Source organism: Inquilinus sp. CAU 1745, assembly GCF_039839375.1.
Taxonomy (GTDB): domain Bacteria; phylum Pseudomonadota; class Alphaproteobacteria; order DSM-16000; family Inquilinaceae; genus JBDOQU01.
Genome location: NZ_JBDOQU010000011.1, coordinates 57,562 through 72,870, shown reverse-complemented (window position 1 = coordinate 72,870; position 15,309 = coordinate 57,562). Strand labels below are relative to the sequence as shown.

General features: G+C 66.1%; 16 protein-coding genes. 9 read left to right on the top strand and 7 right to left on the bottom strand.

Features of this window, described 5'->3' with window-relative positions; translation table 11 throughout:
* Nucleotides 1-7: 7 nt before the first annotated feature.
* From AAFN89_RS13900 to tkt, 4 genes are all read right to left on the bottom strand, one after another.
* Complete coding sequence (locus AAFN89_RS13900) at nucleotides 8-343, bottom strand: helix-turn-helix transcriptional regulator (RefSeq protein ID WP_347539670.1); 336 nt, start codon at nucleotides 341-343, stop codon at nucleotides 8-10.
* A complete protein-coding gene (locus AAFN89_RS13895) occupies nucleotides 343-705 on the bottom strand; it encodes a type II toxin-antitoxin system RelE/ParE family toxin (RefSeq protein WP_347539669.1) in 363 nt (120 codons plus the stop codon). Before AAFN89_RS13895 ends, AAFN89_RS13900 begins: the two co-directional genes overlap by 1 nt.
* Before the next feature lie 447 nt (nucleotides 706-1,152).
* Nucleotides 1,153-2,160: a type I glyceraldehyde-3-phosphate dehydrogenase gene (gap, locus tag AAFN89_RS13890; protein ID WP_347539668.1), complete on the bottom strand. Its 1,008-nt coding sequence runs from the start codon at nucleotides 2,158-2,160 to the stop codon at nucleotides 1,153-1,155.
* Nucleotides 2,161-2,220: 60 nt separating this feature from the next.
* Complete coding sequence (gene tkt, locus AAFN89_RS13885) at nucleotides 2,221-4,215, bottom strand: transketolase (RefSeq protein ID WP_347539667.1); 1,995 nt, start codon at nucleotides 4,213-4,215, stop codon at nucleotides 2,221-2,223.
* Between the two features lie 323 nt (nucleotides 4,216-4,538).
* Here tkt and AAFN89_RS13880 point away from each other — a divergent pair, with 323 nt between their 5' ends.
* From AAFN89_RS13880 to AAFN89_RS13850, 7 genes are all read left to right on the top strand, one after another.
* Nucleotides 4,539-5,180, top strand: coding sequence for a 50S ribosomal protein L25/general stress protein Ctc (locus AAFN89_RS13880; protein ID WP_347539666.1), 642 nt, complete (start codon nucleotides 4,539-4,541; stop codon nucleotides 5,178-5,180).
* Between the two features lie 21 nt (nucleotides 5,181-5,201).
* Nucleotides 5,202-5,771, top strand: a complete 570-nt coding sequence (gene pth, locus AAFN89_RS13875) for an aminoacyl-tRNA hydrolase (RefSeq protein WP_347539665.1) — start codon at nucleotides 5,202-5,204, stop codon at nucleotides 5,769-5,771.
* Between the two features lie 560 nt (nucleotides 5,772-6,331).
* On the top strand, nucleotides 6,332-7,429 hold the full coding sequence (gene ychF / locus AAFN89_RS13870) for a redox-regulated ATPase YchF (RefSeq protein WP_347539664.1): 1,098 nt from the start codon (nucleotides 6,332-6,334) through the stop codon (nucleotides 7,427-7,429).
* 45 nt (nucleotides 7,430-7,474) lie between these two features.
* Nucleotides 7,475-8,299, top strand: coding sequence for a GNAT family N-acetyltransferase (locus AAFN89_RS13865; protein WP_347539663.1), 825 nt, complete (start codon nucleotides 7,475-7,477; stop codon nucleotides 8,297-8,299).
* Nucleotides 8,300-8,364: 65 nt separating this feature from the next.
* Nucleotides 8,365-10,329 (top strand): acetoacetate--CoA ligase, encoded by a 1,965-nt coding sequence (locus AAFN89_RS13860; RefSeq protein ID WP_347539662.1) that lies wholly within the window; start codon nucleotides 8,365-8,367, stop codon nucleotides 10,327-10,329.
* Nucleotides 10,326-11,810: a leucyl aminopeptidase gene (locus AAFN89_RS13855; protein WP_347539661.1), complete on the top strand. Its 1,485-nt coding sequence runs from the start codon at nucleotides 10,326-10,328 to the stop codon at nucleotides 11,808-11,810. The genes AAFN89_RS13860 and AAFN89_RS13855 overlap by 4 nt, the downstream gene beginning before the upstream one ends.
* Nucleotides 11,811-11,872: 62 nt before the next feature.
* Nucleotides 11,873-12,325 (top strand): thermonuclease family protein, encoded by a 453-nt coding sequence (locus tag AAFN89_RS13850; RefSeq protein WP_347539660.1) that lies wholly within the window; start codon nucleotides 11,873-11,875, stop codon nucleotides 12,323-12,325.
* Here AAFN89_RS13850 and AAFN89_RS13845 read toward each other — a convergent pair.
* On the bottom strand, nucleotides 12,303-13,223 hold the full coding sequence (locus tag AAFN89_RS13845) for a DMT family transporter (RefSeq protein WP_347539659.1): 921 nt from the start codon (nucleotides 13,221-13,223) through the stop codon (nucleotides 12,303-12,305). The two genes, AAFN89_RS13850 and AAFN89_RS13845, sit on opposite strands and share 23 nt — an antisense overlap.
* A 127-nt stretch (nucleotides 13,224-13,350) precedes the next feature.
* On the opposite strand from AAFN89_RS13845, the gene AAFN89_RS13840 reads away from it, so the two are divergent.
* Entirely contained in the window at nucleotides 13,351-13,722 is a 372-nt protein-coding gene (locus AAFN89_RS13840) for an MmcQ/YjbR family DNA-binding protein (RefSeq protein ID WP_347539658.1), read from the top strand.
* Here the strand turns inward: AAFN89_RS13840 and AAFN89_RS13835 are convergent.
* On the bottom strand, nucleotides 13,710-14,144 hold the full coding sequence (locus tag AAFN89_RS13835; protein ID WP_347539657.1) for an NYN domain-containing protein: 435 nt from the start codon (nucleotides 14,142-14,144) through the stop codon (nucleotides 13,710-13,712). The genes AAFN89_RS13840 and AAFN89_RS13835 overlap by 13 nt on opposite strands.
* Nucleotides 14,145-14,405: 261 nt before the next feature.
* Between AAFN89_RS13835 and AAFN89_RS13830 the strand changes: the two genes are divergently transcribed.
* Nucleotides 14,406-14,735: a multidrug efflux SMR transporter gene (locus tag AAFN89_RS13830; RefSeq protein ID WP_347539656.1), complete on the top strand. Its 330-nt coding sequence runs from the start codon at nucleotides 14,406-14,408 to the stop codon at nucleotides 14,733-14,735.
* Nucleotides 14,736-14,787: 52 nt separating this feature from the next.
* Here AAFN89_RS13830 and AAFN89_RS13825 read toward each other — a convergent pair whose 3' ends face one another.
* Nucleotides 14,788-15,303 (bottom strand): hypothetical protein, encoded by a 516-nt coding sequence (locus AAFN89_RS13825; protein WP_347539655.1) that lies wholly within the window; start codon nucleotides 15,301-15,303, stop codon nucleotides 14,788-14,790.
* Nucleotides 15,304-15,309: the final 6 nt, after the last annotated feature.

Here is a 15,309-nt window from a genome sequence, read left to right as displayed (position 1 = left end):
TGGCGCATCATGGGGCCACCGTGATGCCGGCCGCATGAGCGCGGCGCGCGGGACGCACGATGATCTCGACATGCTGGTCGAGCGTCACCAGCGCCTGCATCAGGCGTTCGAGAGAGATGTTCTGCAGCTTGTAGCGCCGGACTTGGGAGACCTTGGGCTGCGTCATCCCGGTGATGCGGGCCGCCTCGGTCTGGCTGAGGCCGCGCTTGTCGATCAACTCGTTCAGCTTGACCGCGAGAACGGTCTTCGCCGACAGCTCTTCGGCATCGTTGAAGCCGAGGTCGGCCAACACATTGTCGACGCCCTGGGGGTCGACGCCTTGAGGATTGTTCTTGCCCGTCATCACGATCTCCCACTCAGCCCGTAGCGGGCGAGCACTGCCTTCAATCGCTTCTCAATCAACTCAACGTCCGGCTGCGGTGTGGCTACGCCGGACTTCGACTTCTTCTGAAACGCATGCAGTACATGCACCGCATCACCGATACGCACCGTATAGACCGCGCGGTAGGCGTCGCCCCGATGTTCTTCCACCAGTTCATGGATTCCTGGGCCGAGCCCTTTCCAGGGTTTAGCCGATCCGGGTGTCTGGCCCAATTGCACGACGAACAGCGCAACGCCCATGTCTTTCTGGACGGGAATGGGGAATCCCTTGAAATCCTTCTTCGAGGAACCTTCCCAATAGAGAATCCTGCGTTTCTCGATCATGTACTATACCTGTTCGGATATAGAGCGCAAGTAGGCGCAGAAACGAAAGAAGGCCGGAAGCTTGGGGCTTCCGGCCTTGAGGGTGCGGGCGGATGGCTTTCCGCCCGCCACGAGCGTGCGCGTCGGCTCCTGATGCCGAGGCCTTCCGGAGCATGTCGGCGATTCGGGTTCCCACGCATCCTTCAGATGAAGGATGACGGGCGGCGGCACGGGCATGAATGAAAAGAACGCGGAACCCCGGGCGTCGAGGTTCCGCGTCGCTGGAGTTTGACCGTTTCCGCCGATTCTACGGGGAGCACCCGGAAGGATCGAAGGAAGCGGGTCGACCTTGGCAAGGATGGATACGCCAAAGGCATCTCCATCCTTGATCATACCGGAGCCGAAATCATCCTTCATTTGGATGAAACTGGTCCGAAAGGCGTAAGAACTTACCCCATTCCGGATCGTTCAGCCCGCCTTGGACATCGCCACGGCCGTGTCCGCCATGCGGTTGGAGAAGCCCCACTCATTGTCGTACCAGGTCAGGATCCGCACGAAGGTGCCTTCCATGACCTTGGTCTCGCCCAGCGCGAAGATCGAGGAGCGGGGGTCGTGGTTGAAATCCATCGACACCAGCGGCTCGTCATAGACGCCCAGTATGTTCTTCAGCTTGCCCCCGGCGGCCTTGCCGATGGCGCCGTTGACCTCCTCCACGCTGGTCGCGCGCTTGGCGACGAACTTGAAGTCGACGACGGAGACGTTGGGCGTCGGCACCCTGACGGAGCTGCCGTCCAGCTTGCCCTTCAACTCCGGCATCACCTTGCCGACGGCCTTCGCCGCGCCGGTGGAGGTCGGGATGATGTTCAGCGCCGCGGCGCGGGCGCGGTGCAGGTCCTTGTGCATCGTGTCGACGATGCGCTGGTCGCCGGTGTAGCTGTGGATCGTCGTCATGAAGCCATGCTCGATGCCGACCGCCTCGTGCAGCACCGCGGCCACCGGCACCAGGCAGTTGGTGGTGCAGGACGCGTTGGAGACGATCTTGTGATCGGCCGTCAGCTTGTCGTCATTGACGCCATAGACGATGGTGATGTCCTCGTCCGTCGCGGGGGCGGAGATCAGGACCTTCTTGGCGCCGGCCGCCAGGTGCTTGGCCGCGTCGTCGCGCTTGGTGAAGATGCCGGAACATTCCAGCGCGACCTCGACGCCCAGATCGCCCCAGGGCAGCTTCGCCGGGTCGCGTTCCTGAAGGGTTTTGATCTTGTGGCCATCGACGGTGATGAACCCTTCGCCGCTCTCGACCGGCAGCGGGAACCGGCCGTGGACGCTGTCGTACTTCAAGAGGTGCGCGTTCGTGGCGTTGTCCGCCAGATCGTTGATGGCGACCACTTCCACATCCTTGCGGCCGCTTTCGTAGATCGCCCGCAGCACCAGCCGGCCAATGCGGCCGAACCCGTTGATCGCAACCTTCACCGCCATGTTTTCCTCCTTGATGGAATGGTCTTCCGCCTGTTTTTGTGGGGGAGCCGGAAGTTTCTGTCAGTCTCCAAGACCGGCCTTCGCGGCCTCGGCGACCTTGGCCGCCGTGATTCCGAAATGGTCGTAGAGATCCTCGTACTTGCCCGACGCGCCGAAGCCCGCCATGCCGACGAACGCGCCGTCGGACCCGATCCAGCGGTCCCAGCCCAGGCGGATCGCCGCCTCGACGCCGACGCGAACCGTGCCTTCGCCCAGCACCTTCCGCTGATAGGCAACGCCCTGCTGCTCGAACAGCTCCCAGCAGGGCATGGAGACGACGCGCGTACCGATGCCTTCGGCCTCCAGCGCCTTCTTCGCATCCAGCGCGATGGCGACCTCCGACCCCGTCGCCATCAGCGTCACCCTGGCGTCGGCCTCGGCCTCGGCGAGGACATAGGCGCCCCGGGCGCTCAGATTCTCATCGGTATGTTCCGTCCGCGCCGTCGGCAGACCCTGGCGGGTCAGCGCGATGACCGACGGGCCGCGATCGTTGCGCAGCATCAGCTCCCACGCCTCGGCGGTCTCCACCGCATCGGCGGGTCGGAAGACCAGCAGGTTCGGGATCGCCCGCAGTGCCGCCATATGCTCCACCGGCTGGTGGGTCGGACCGTCTTCGCCGAGGCCGATGGAATCATGGGTCATCACATAGACGACGCGCTGATGCATCAGCGCCGACAGGCGGATGGACGGCCGGCAATAGTCGGCGAAGGTCAGGAAGGTGCCGGCATAGGGGATGATCCCGCCATGCAGCGCCATGCCGTTCATCGCCGCGGCCATGCCGTGCTCCCGCACGCCATAATTGACGTAGCGGCCGCCATAGGCGCCGGCGGAGATGTCGGTGGAGACCTTCGTCTTGGTGTTGTTCGATCCTGTCAGGTCCGCCGATCCGCCGATCATCTCCGGGATCGCCGGAACCAGCGCGTCCAGCGCCTTGCCCGACGCCTGCCGCGTGGCCAGCTTCGGCTTCTCCTCGCTGATCGACTTCTTCAGCCCGTTGATGAGCGCGGAGAGGTCCGACGGCAGCGCGCCCGTCACGGCCGTGGTGAACTCGTCCTTCCGGCTGGAGTGGGCGAGGCGGCTTTCCCAGTCGCCATGAATGTTGCCCGACCGGCGGCCGGCTTCACGCCACGCGGCCAGCACCTCGTCGGGGATGACGAAGGGCGCGTGGTCCCAGCCAAGGTTCTTCCGCGCGCCGGCAATCTCCTCCGCGCCCAGCGGGCTGCCGTGGGAGGAGGATTTGCCGGCCTTGGTCGGCGCGCCGAAGCCGATGGTCGTGCGGCAGCAGATCATCGATGGCGTCGCCGTCTTCTGGGCGGCGGCGATGGCGGCCTCGATCGCTTCGGGATCGTGGCCGTCGATCTTCTGCACGTCCCAGCCATAGGCCTCGAACCGCTTGGCCGTGTCGTCGCTGAAGGACAGGCTGGTCGGCCCGTCGATCGAGATCTCGTTGTCGTCATAGAGGACGATCAGACGGTCCAGCTTCAGATGGCCGGCCAGCGAGCAGGCCTCGTGGCTGATCCCCTCCATCAGGTCGCCGTCCGAACAGATGACATAGGTCCGGTGGTCCACCAGATCGTCGCCGAACCGCGCGTTCAGGATGCGCTCGGCCAGCGCCATGCCGACGGCGGTGGAGATGCCCTGGCCCAGCGGGCCGGTCGTCGTCTCGATCCCTGCGTCCTGCTCGACCTCCGGATGCCCGGCCGTGATCGCGCCCAACTGCCGGAAGTTCTTCAACTGGTCCAGCGTAATCTTCTCGAAGCCGGTCAGGTGCAGCAGGCTGTAGAGCAGCATCGACCCGTGGCCGGCGGAATGGACGAACCGGTCGCGGTCGGGCCAGGTCGGGTTCGCCGGGTCGAACTTCAGGAACTTCGACCACAGCACCGTCGCCACATCGGCCATGCCCATCGGCAGGCCGGGATGGCCCGACTTCGCAGCCTCCACCGCATCCATCGACAGGGCGCGGATGACGTTCGCCATATCCTTGTGGCTGGTTCGGGCGGCGACGGAACTGGGCATCTGCGGCTGGTCCTGGCATGATTGATTGACGCCGACAGGCCGGGCGGTGCGCGCAGCCGGCGGCGCAGGATGGGCGTGCGCGCACGGGGCTTCCCGCCGCGAAACCGGCCGCACCATGCCGCCCCGCCCCAGCCCCGTCAACGGGCATGTCGCGCGGAGGGGCGGGCAGGTGGTTTGCCGACGCCGCGCTTGCCTTCGCGCGCGCCTGAGACTATAGAGACGCCCGCGCTAACGATGGGCGCGTTCCCCGCCGCGGCGGGGCTGGCGACGCCGACACCCCTGGAGGTCGGCGTCTTTGTTCATTTCCAAGGAGTTCCAAGGCCATGGCCGATACGATCACCATCACGGCCGAAGCGCGGGACCGGGCCGGTAAGGGGGCAGCACGGGCAGCGCGTCGGGCGGGGATGATCCCCAGCGTCATCTACGGCGACAAGCAGCCGCCGGTGATGGTCAGCATCAACGGGCACTCGCTGCTGAAGATCCTGAAGGATCCGGCGCAGTTCACGCACCTCTACGACATCAAGGTCGGCAAGGACAGCCACCACGTGCTGATGCGCGACGTGCAGCTCGATCCCGTGACCGACATCGCGATCCATATCGATTTCCTGCGCGTCAGCGACACGACCAAGATCGAGGTCGAGGTTCCGGTCCGCTTCGTTAACGAGGACAAGTCCCCCGGCATCAAGCGCGGTGGCGTGCTGAACGTCGTCCGGCATGAGGTCGAGGTGACCTGCCGCGCCTCGGCGATCCCGGAGGAGCTGGTCATCGACCTGACCGGCGCGCAGATCGGCGACAGCCTGCACATCAGCAACGTCAAGCTGCCGAATGGCGTGGCCCCGACCATCACCGACCGCGACTTCACCATCGCCACCGTCGCCGCGCCGACCGTCGTCTCCGCCGAGGCGTCGGAAGCCCAGGAAGGCGAAGAGGAAGAGGGCGAGGAGCAGGAGGAAGGCGAGGAGTAATCCTCCCTTTCCGATCGTTCGATGCTGCTTCTGGTCGGCCTCGGCAACCCCGGGGCGCAGTACGCCTACAACCGGCACAATATCGGATACATGGCGGTGGACGATGTCGCCCACCGCCATGGCTTCGGTTCCTGGCGCAGCCGGTTTCAGGGTCAAATGGCCGAAGGCTCGCTTTCGGGCCGCAAGACCATCGCGCTCAAGCCCGCCACCTTCATGAACCTCTCAGGCCAGTCGGTCGGGGAGGCGATGCGCTTCTACAAGATCGACCCCGATTCCGTCGTCGTGATCCATGACGAACTCGACCTCGCCCCCGGCAAGGTCCGGGTGAAGAAGGCGGGCGGCGCGGGCGGCCATAACGGCATCCGGTCCATCGACCGCCATATCGGCCAGGATTACTGGCGTGTCCGCCTGGGCATCGGCCACCCGGGCGACAAGGCACTGGTCCACAATTACGTGCTGCACGATTTCTCGCGCTCCGACGAGGACTGGCTGGACCCGCTGATGGAGGCTGTGGCCGATTGCGCCCCCCTGCTGGCGGAGAACGAGCCGGAGAAGTTCATGACCAGGATCGCCCTCCTGACGAAGGGCTGAGATCGGACTTCTGTCCCCGGTTTTTTATGCATTGTGCGGCGCACGACTACCGTCTTGACGGGCCGTCGGATGAGTCGCACCCTTCCTCTCACGTGGTCGGATTTCCGGCGACGAAAGAGCCGCCGCAACACCCGTGCGGCGACAGCAGGAAGCAGATCGTATCCTTCGGGATCGCTTCTTCGCAAAGCGGTGAAAACCAATAGCCGGGAGCCCCGGGATACCGGATGGCTCCCGCGCTGTGTCTGGGTCCTGAATTTCATTGGTCATTCCGGACTTGATCCGGAATCCATAGGCCACCGCCGCTTCACCGGCGGTGAAGAACAAGCACAGCCCCCGCCGGCGTCGACACCGCATGGATGCCGGATCAAGTCCGGCATGACGACAATTGCACCTCACCCCGAGCCCGTCGAAGGGTCGGTGCCCGCATGGTTCGACAGGCTCACCATGAGGAGGAGGGGCGAAGGCTTCGCCCTCATCGATCAATACCTGTCCCAGCCGCCCGGCCTTTGTGCTAGAACCCGCGCTTCGTTCTTCCAGCGACCAATCGGCGATCCTCACCCATGGGTTTCAATTGCGGCATCGTCGGCCTGCCGAACGTCGGCAAGTCGACGCTCTTCAACGCGCTCACCTCCACCCAGGCGGCCGAAGCGGCCAACTATCCCTTCTGCACGATAGAGCCGAATACCGGCCGGGTCGGCGTCCCCGATCCGCGGCTGGAGAAGCTGGCCGGCATCGCCAGGAGCCAGAAGATCATCCCGACGCAGCTTGAGTTCGTGGACATTGCGGGCCTAGTGCGCGGCGCGTCGCGCGGGGAGGGGCTGGGCAACCAGTTCCTGGCGAACATCCGCGAGACCGACGCAATCCTCCACGTCCTGCGCTGCTTCGAGGGGGAGGTGACCCATGTCGAGGGCTCGGTCGATCCCGTCCGCGACGCGGAGATCGTCGAGACGGAGCTGATGCTGGCCGACATGGAGAGCCTGGAGCGCCGGGTGACGGCGTCCGGCAAGCGCGCCAAGGGCGGCGACAAGGAGGCCAAGGCCGAGCTTGAGATCATGGAGCGGGCGCTGGTCGTGCTGCGCGACGGCAAGCCCGCCCGCGTCACGGAGATTTCCAAGGAGGAAGCGCCGATCTTCCGCCGCCTCCAGCTCCTGACCGCCAAGCCCGTCCTCTATGTCTGCAACGTCGCGGAGCACGAGGCCGCGACCGGCAACGCCCATTCCGCGAAGGTGGCGGAGAAGGCGGCGGCCGAGAACGCGGAGACGGTGGTCATCTCCGCCGCCATCGAGGCGGAGCTGGCACAGCTTGCCGATCCCGACGAGAAGCGGGAGTTCCTGGAGAGCCTCGACCTGGAAGAGGCTGGCCTGAACAAGGTGATCCGCGCCGGCTACCGCCTGCTCGGCCTTCTCACCTTCTTCACTGTGGGGCCGAAGGAGGCGCGGGCCTGGACGGTAGGGCAGGGCGCGACCGCGCCGGAGGCGGCGGGCGCCATCCACACCGATTTCCAGCGCGGCTTCATCCGGGCGGAGACGATCGACTATGACAGCTTCGTCGCGCTGGGCGGGGAGCAGGGCGCCAAGGATGCCGGCAAGATGCGCCAGGAAGGGAAGGAATATGTCGTCCAGGACGGAGACGTCTTCCACTTCCGGTTCAACGTCTGACCGATACCCGCTATAGTAGTGGCGGTACGGTTTGAGCGAACGTCGATGGCGCTGAACGATCTGGAACCTGTCCTGGCCCTCTATGATGCGGAGCTTCGGCTGAGCGACACGGTCGATCTGCCCGGTTTCCGGATAGAACGGGAGCCGACGATCACCCGCCTGATCGGCGTCACGGCGGACGCCGACGACAATTGCATCCTCTACAGCGCGCTGGACGGAGAGACGGTCGATGCGGCGATAGAGCGGGAGATCGCGCTCTATCGCACGCTGGGCCACGCCTTCGAATGGAAGCACTACCAGCATGACGGGCCGTCGGACCTGGCCTGCCGCCTCCGCGCCCACCGGTTCGAGGAGCGGGAGCCCGAAACGGTGATGCTGCTGGACCTCTCCGGCCCCCTCCCGGCCGTGCCGTCCCTCGGGCGGATGGAGATCCGCCAGGTCGGGCCGGACGAGCTTTGCGATGTCGATGTGGTCAACCTCGCCGTCTGGGGCGGGCGGGAATGCGCCCCCGGCCCGGCGCTCAGGCTGGAACTGGCGGCCGATCCCGACGGCGTGCTGGTCCTCGTCGCCTATGATGGCGGCCTGCCCGTCGCCGTCGGCTGGGCGCGCTTCCATGCCGGCTCCTCTTTCGCCAGCCTGTGGGGCGGCTCCACGCTCGGCTCCCATCGCGGCCGTGGCCTCTATCGGGCGCTGGTCGCGCTGCGGGCGGAGGCGGCGCGCCGGCGCGGCTATCGCTATGTGACCGTGGATGCCGGGGCGGAGAGCCGGCCGGTGCTGGAACGCAACGGTTTCCGCCATCTGACTGTCACGACCCCCTTCATCAGGCATCCCGGACGCGCCGCCCGACGCTCCGCCCAAGGAGCCGACTGAACGGGCTTGCCTTGCGGACTCCCGCGCGCCAAGTTCGCCCCGGAACTGGCGCCAAGGGAGGAATGATGAACGACAAGCCGGACCAGCCGCTCTGGACGCCGTCGCCAGATCGCGTGGCCGCCACCGCCATGGAGGCGTTCCGGAAGCGCGCGGCGCGGGATCATGGCGTCGACCTGCCGGACTATGCCGCGCTCCATCGCTGGTCGATCGACAATCCGGAGACCTTCTGGACCGCCATCTGGGACATGGGCGGGGTCGTCGCCGAAAGGCGGGGCGACCGTGTGCTGGTCGATGGCGACCGGATGCCCGGCGCCAAATTCTTCCCAGACGCCCGCCTGAACTTCGCGGAAAACCTGCTGCGCCGCCGGGACGATGGAGAAGCCATCGTCTTCCGGGGGGAGGACAAGGTCGAACGCCGGCTGAGCTGGGTCGAGCTTTACGACCGGGTCGCCCGGACCGCCCGCGCGCTCTCCGACCTCGGCGTGAAGCCGGGCGACCGGGTGGCGGGATACCTGCCCAACATGCCCGAAGCCGTGATCGCCATGCTGGCGACGGCAGCGCTGGGCGGCGTCTGGTCCTCCGCCTCGCCGGATTTCGGTGTTCAGGGCGTGCTGGACCGTTTCGGCCAGATCGAACCCAAGGTGTTGTTCGCCTCGGACGGCTACTTCTACAACGGCAAGACCTTCCCGCTTCAGGAGAAGCTGGCCCCGATCCTCGACGGGCTGCCGACGGTGGAGCGGCTGGTGGTCGTCCCCTACACCACCGACGCGCCGGACCTATCTGGCCTCAGCGGGGCCGTCGCCTTCCCGAATTTCATCGCCGGCCCGCCGCCCGGAGACATCCCGTTCACCCGGCTGCCCTTCGACCACCCGCTCTACATCATGTTCTCCAGCGGCACGACGGGCGTGCCCAAATGCATCGTCCACGGGGCCGGCGGCACGTTGCTCCAGCATCTGAAGGAACACAGGCTCCACGCCGACATCCACCGCGACGACCGGGTCTTCTACTTCACCACCTGCGGCTGGATGATGTGGAACTGGCTGGTCTCCGCCCTGGCGGTCGAGGCGACGCTGATGCTCTATGACGGCTCGCCTTTCTATCCCGATGGCAACGTCCTTTTCGACTATGCCCAGGCGGAGCGGATCATCTTCTTCGGTACGTCGGCGAAATATATCGACGCGCTGTCGAAGCAGGATTACCGGCCGATCGACAGCCACGACCTCTCATCCGTCCGCGCCATCGCTTCGACCGGCTCCCCGCTCGCGCCGGAAAGCTTCGACTATGTCTACCGGTCGGTGAAGAAGGACGTGCAGCTCGCCTCCATCTCCGGCGGCACGGACATCATCTCCTGCTTCGCGCTGGGCGACCCGACTGCACCCGTGCGGCGGGGGGAATTGCAATGCCGCGGGCTCGGCATGGCGGTGGAGGTGTTCGACGATGACGGCCGCCCGGTGACGGGGGAGAAGGGGGAACTGGTCTGCGTAAAGCCGTTCCCGGCGATGCCTATCGGCTTCTGGAACGACCCCGATGGCGCGAAATATCACGGTGCCTATTTCGACCGTTATCCCAACATCTGGCGTCATGGCGACTATGTCGAGCTGACGCCCCATGGCGGCCTGATCATCCATGGCCGGTCGGACGCGACGCTCAATCCCGGCGGCGTGCGCATCGGCACGGCGGAGATCTACCGCCAGGTGGAGAAGCTGGACGAGGTGGTGGAAAGCCTCGTGATCGGCCAGGATTTCGACCGCGACGTCCGCGTCGTCCTGTTCGTCCGGCTGCGCGAGGGCGTCTCCCTGACCGACGACCTTGTGAAGCGGATCAAGGCCCGCATCCGCGAAGGCGCGTCGCCCCGCCACGTTCCGGCGAAGGTGGTCGCGATCGCCGACATCCCGCGCACCAAGAGCGGCAAGATCACCGAACTCGCCGTGCGCGACGTGGTGCACGGCCGGGCGGTCAAGAACAAGGAGGCGCTCGCCAATCCCGACGCGCTCGACCTCTACCGGAACCTCTCCGAACTGGCCTCATGAAGCTGTCCTTCGGTTCGCTCGGCCTCCCGGCCTCTGGTTGCCTCGTCCTGCCCGTAGCGACGGGAACGCCGCCCGGGCTCGATCCGGATTTCGACGGCGCGCTCTCCCGCCTGATCGCGGAAGGCCGCTTCACGCCCGATGAGGGGGAGGTCTTCGACTGGATCGGCCCGCCGGGCCTCGCCGCATCGCGCCTGCTGCTGGTCGGCATCGGGGATCCTTCCTCCTTCTTCGAAGCCGCCGCCCGCCGGCTGGGCGGGACGATCGTCGGGGTGCTGGAGGATGCCGGGATCGCCGAAGCCTCGGTCCTGCTGAACGTGATCGACGGCGCGCCGGTCCGCAGCACCGCGGCGGCGGCCTTCGCCGCCCAGGGCGCGGTGCTGCGCGACTACCGCTTCACCCGCTATCGCGGCCGCTCCCGTGAGGATGACCGGGCGGCCGTGAAGGCGCTGGCGATCCTGACCCCCGATCCCGCCGCCGCCGAAGCCGCCTTCCGGCCGCTCTCGGCGGTCGCGGACGGCGTGCTCCTGGCCCGCGACCTGGTGAACGAGCCCTCCAACATCCTCACCCCCGAAGCCTTCGTCCAGCGCGCCCGCGCGCTTGGCTCGCTGGGGCTGGAGGTCGAGGCGCTGGACGTCCCGGCGCTGGAGGCGATCGGGGCCGGCAGCCTGCTGGCGGTAGGGAAGGGCAGCGTCAACCCGCCGCGCCTCCTCGTCGTCCGCTGGCGGGGCGCGGAGGATCCGGACGCCCCGCCCGTGGCGCTGGTCGGCAAGGGCGTCACCTTCGACACCGGCGGAATCTCGATCAAGCCGGCCGCTGGCATGTGGGACATGCGCGGCGACATGGCCGGCGGCGCGGCGGTGCTGGGCGCGATGGCCGCGCTTGCCGGACGCAAGGCCAGGGCGAACGTCGTCGGGATCGTCGCGCTGGCGGAAAACGCCTTCTCCGGCGGGGCCTTCCGCCCCGGCGATATCGTCACATCGCTCTCCGGCCGGACGATTGAGGTGATCGACACCGACGCCGAAGGCCGCATGGTGCTGATGGACGCGCTCCACTACGCCGCCGACAGGTTCCGCCCTCGGGCCATCGTCGATATCGCGACCCTCACCGGCTCCATCATCCGCGCTCTGGGCGGCCGTTTCTCCGGCCTGTTCGCGACCGATGACGCTCTGGCGAAGGCGCTGGTCGCCGCCGGGGAGGCGGAGGAGGAGCGGCTGTGGCGGATGCCGCTCGATCCCTATTACGACGAGAATTTGAAGTCGGACATCGCCGATCTCCGACAGGTCGCCCCCGACGAGGCGTCGGCCGACGCCATCCACGGCGCGGCCCTGCTGCGGCATTTCGTGGGCGACTCGCCCTGGGCGCATATCGACACCGGCAAGCTCACCGCCGCCGAAAAGGACACAACCCTTTGTCCCAAAGGCGCGACGGGCTTCGCCGTCCGCCTGTTCGACCGCTGGATCGCCGATACCGTCGAGCATTGATTTTGAGCCTATTATAGGATATATAACCTATATAAAAGTTCATTGTCACAAAGGCGCGGGACGTGCGCTCTCTTCTGCTGGCATCGTTGGCGATGGTCTGGGGCGCGGCGGCCCTGGCCGATCCGCTGCCCGGCCCCATACCGGCCGAAGCGACGCGGATCATCGACGGCGACACGGTTTCCGTCCGCGCCACGATATGGCTGGGCCATACGGTGGAGACGAACGTCCGGCTGGCCGGCATCGATGCGCCGGAGCTGCGCGCCCGCTGCCCGTCGGAGCGCGTACTGGCCGAACGGGCGCGGGACCGGCTGGCGGCGCTGCTGGACGACCGCTCGCTCGTTCTCAAGGATGTGCGGCCGGACGCGTTCGGCGGCCGCGTCGTCGCCCGGCTGATGGATGCCGAAGGCGGCGATCCGGCCGCGATCCTGGTGGCGGAAGGGCTGGCGCGGTCCTATGACGGCAGCGGCGGCCGCGCCGGCTGGTGTCCGGAACTCAGCGTTTCCGGCGCAGGGTGAGCATCCCCACGCCCGCGATGATCAGCGCCGCCCCGGCGATCTGAATTCCGGTCAGCGCCTCGTTCAGCCCGATCCAGCCCAGCGTGATGGTGGAGACGGGGCCCAGCGCGCCGACGATGGAGGCCTTGGTCGCTCCGATCCGCCGTAGCGCCTCCGCCGTCGCCCAGACCGGCAGGACCGTCGCGATGAGCGCGATCCAGCCGGCGATCATCCAGATCGTCGGGCTGACCTCCAGCAGAGAGCCCGCCGGCTTCAGCGCGAAGAATTGCGCGATTGCGGCGGTGGAGGCGGCGATCATCGCGATGCTGGTGAAGCGCGCGCTGCCGATCCGCCGGACGATCACGCTGCTGCCCACCAGATAGAGGGAATAGCAGACCGCGCTCATGAGGATCAGGAACGCGCCGCCGGTCAACGCCGAATCCATCTCCCGCGCCGGCGCGCCCAGCACCAGGAACAGCCCGACATAGGCGACCGCCAGGCACGCCAGCTCCTTCCGGCCGGGAAACTGCCGCAGGAACACGGCCGACAGGAAGATGACGAAGGTCGGGTAGAGGAACAGGATCAGCCGCCCCAACCCCGCCGGCACGGTCACCAGCCCCAGGAAATCCAGATAGGAGGCGAGGTAGTAGCCCAAGAGCCCCAGCCCCGCCGCGCGGGCGATGTCGGGTATCGCCATCGGCGCTTCGGCCCGGCTGCGGCCCCACAGGCCCATGCCGATGAAGAAGGGCAGGGCGAGCCCCATGCGCAGCGCCAGCAGCGTTTCGGCGTCCACCCCTTCGGCATAGCCCAGCCGCGTCAGCACCGCGCGGGTGGAGAAGGCCAACACGCCCAGCAGCGCCAGAACGTAGCCCAGCGCCAGCCCGTCGCTCTTCTCCTCCATCGGCTTGTCGATCGTCATGGAATCCCCTTTCGCCCGGGATACTCCGACGCCGGCGCGCCCGATGACCAATGCTGATTGGTTGTATCGGCCATGGCCGCGCAATCCGGCTTTGTCGGGGCCGGGCGGGCTGATACCGTGCCGCCCCATGTTGTCCACATCGTCCGAAGCCTCCGCCCGCCTGCGCGCGATTTGCCTCGCCCTTCCCGAAGCGGTGGAGAAGGAGACGTGGGACGACCCCACCTACCGCGTCCGCGACCGCATCTTCGCGATGGAACGGAACCGCGACGGCCGGGTCTCCTTCTGGTGCAAGGCCCCGGCCGGCAGCCAGATGATCCTGACCGGCGCCGACCCCGACCGCTTCTTCATCCCGCCTTATGTCGGCCCCAAGGGCTGGATCGGCATGTGGATCGACAACGACCCCGACTGGGCGGAAGTCGCGGAAATCGTCCGCCGCAGCTACGTCCTGGTAGCCCCGAAGCGCCTGGCGGCGAAGTTCGGTGCTAGTCAGCCATCCTGACGCGACTTTGGCCGATAATCCCTGCCGTCAAGGCATCGGTCGTAGGTCGCGCGGTCGATCTGAATCCAGTCGGTCTTGTTGATCCCCCGAACTTTGGCGGCCGGGCTGTAGGGATATGCTGACGCGATCTTGATCCAACGTCTCCGTTCCCGGGCGATCAGCTTGATCTCCTCCGCGACTTCGGAGAGGTCCTGATCGCGGCAGAACAGAAGAGCGACATCATATGCGCCCTCATGCGCCAGTCGAATGACATCCAGCGCGATCCTTACGTCAATGCCTTTCTCATCGCCCTCGCAGATGGTCTGAGCGAGCAGCGACGGGTCATAGTTCGGATATGTGTATCCGAAGGCGGCTTTCGCGGAGTGGAAGAGGTTCTGTCCGTCGAAGAACGCGACGGCCCGGATCGGGTCAGGCGGCCGCATGAAACGGCACCTTGAAATGATAACCCCGCCGGAGGCCTTTCAGCGTGTCCGACGGGGGAGAAGTGATGGCGTTAATATGAGCCTCCATGACTTAACGTCAACTGAAAATGTCCTAATTCTAGGACTCTCTAAAAAGTAGAGCAGGTATCGTTCTATGATCGGAATTAAATGGTCAATCTGAAAATGGGGCGCTCCGCCACCGCTTGACGCCCTCCCTTCGCTCGGCCACCGTGGCGGCCCCTCCCGTCCGGACGTTTCACCATGCCCTACGCCATCCTCGCGCTCGCCATCGCCTGCGAGGTCGTCGCCACGACGGCGCTCAAGGCCTCGCTCGGCTTCACCCGCCTCCTGCCCAGCCTGATCGTCGTCGTCGGCTACGGCGCGGCGTTCTTCCTGCTGTCGCTCACCCTGAAGACCTTCTCCGTCGGCTTCACCTACGCCGTCTGGTCGGGGCTCGGCATCGTGCTGGTCGCGCTGATGGGGGCGGTCCTGTTCGGGGAGAAGCTGGACGCGGCGGCGTTCCTCGGCATGGGGCTCATCATCGCCGGCGTCGTCGTGCTCAATTTCTTCTCCCGCGCCTCGGGCCATTGAGGTCCGCAAGAGGGAAGGGGCCTGAAAGCCCGCAGAGAGGACACCACTAGCTTCAGGAATTTGTTCTGCGGGCCAAATGTTCATATGTGATGTGCCAAGGGTCGCTCTCGGAAGATCTTTCCTCGCCGATCCAATGGAAGCTATTGGCAGTGATCTCAGTAAAACGCCATCGAGTTTTCAGACCGCGTGAATCATCGCCGATCTGGACAATGTCCTTACCCTCGGCCCGCCCGATCTGGCGCGAGTGATCTTGGTTGAGTGGGTCGTTCCAGATGATGTGCCAGCCACCGATTCTAGGATCGAAGATGCGCAAAGTGGTGCCATACATCGTGGACGGTGCAGGACGCCTAGGCCTGATCCAGATGTCCTGAATCGCGCGACCTTCGAGCACCCAGCCGAAATGGATTTCTCCAGTCGACTTCTGGATTGTGCCGTCATCGAGGTGGTGGATCGTATCCATTTCCCAGCTTCCAATCAGCCATCCATACAGGTCCATGTCCTTCGCCCGGTCGGCTGGGGGACCTTCGGATCCGAGAGCGGTGAGAAACGGAGAAATCGTCGTCGTCATACTGTT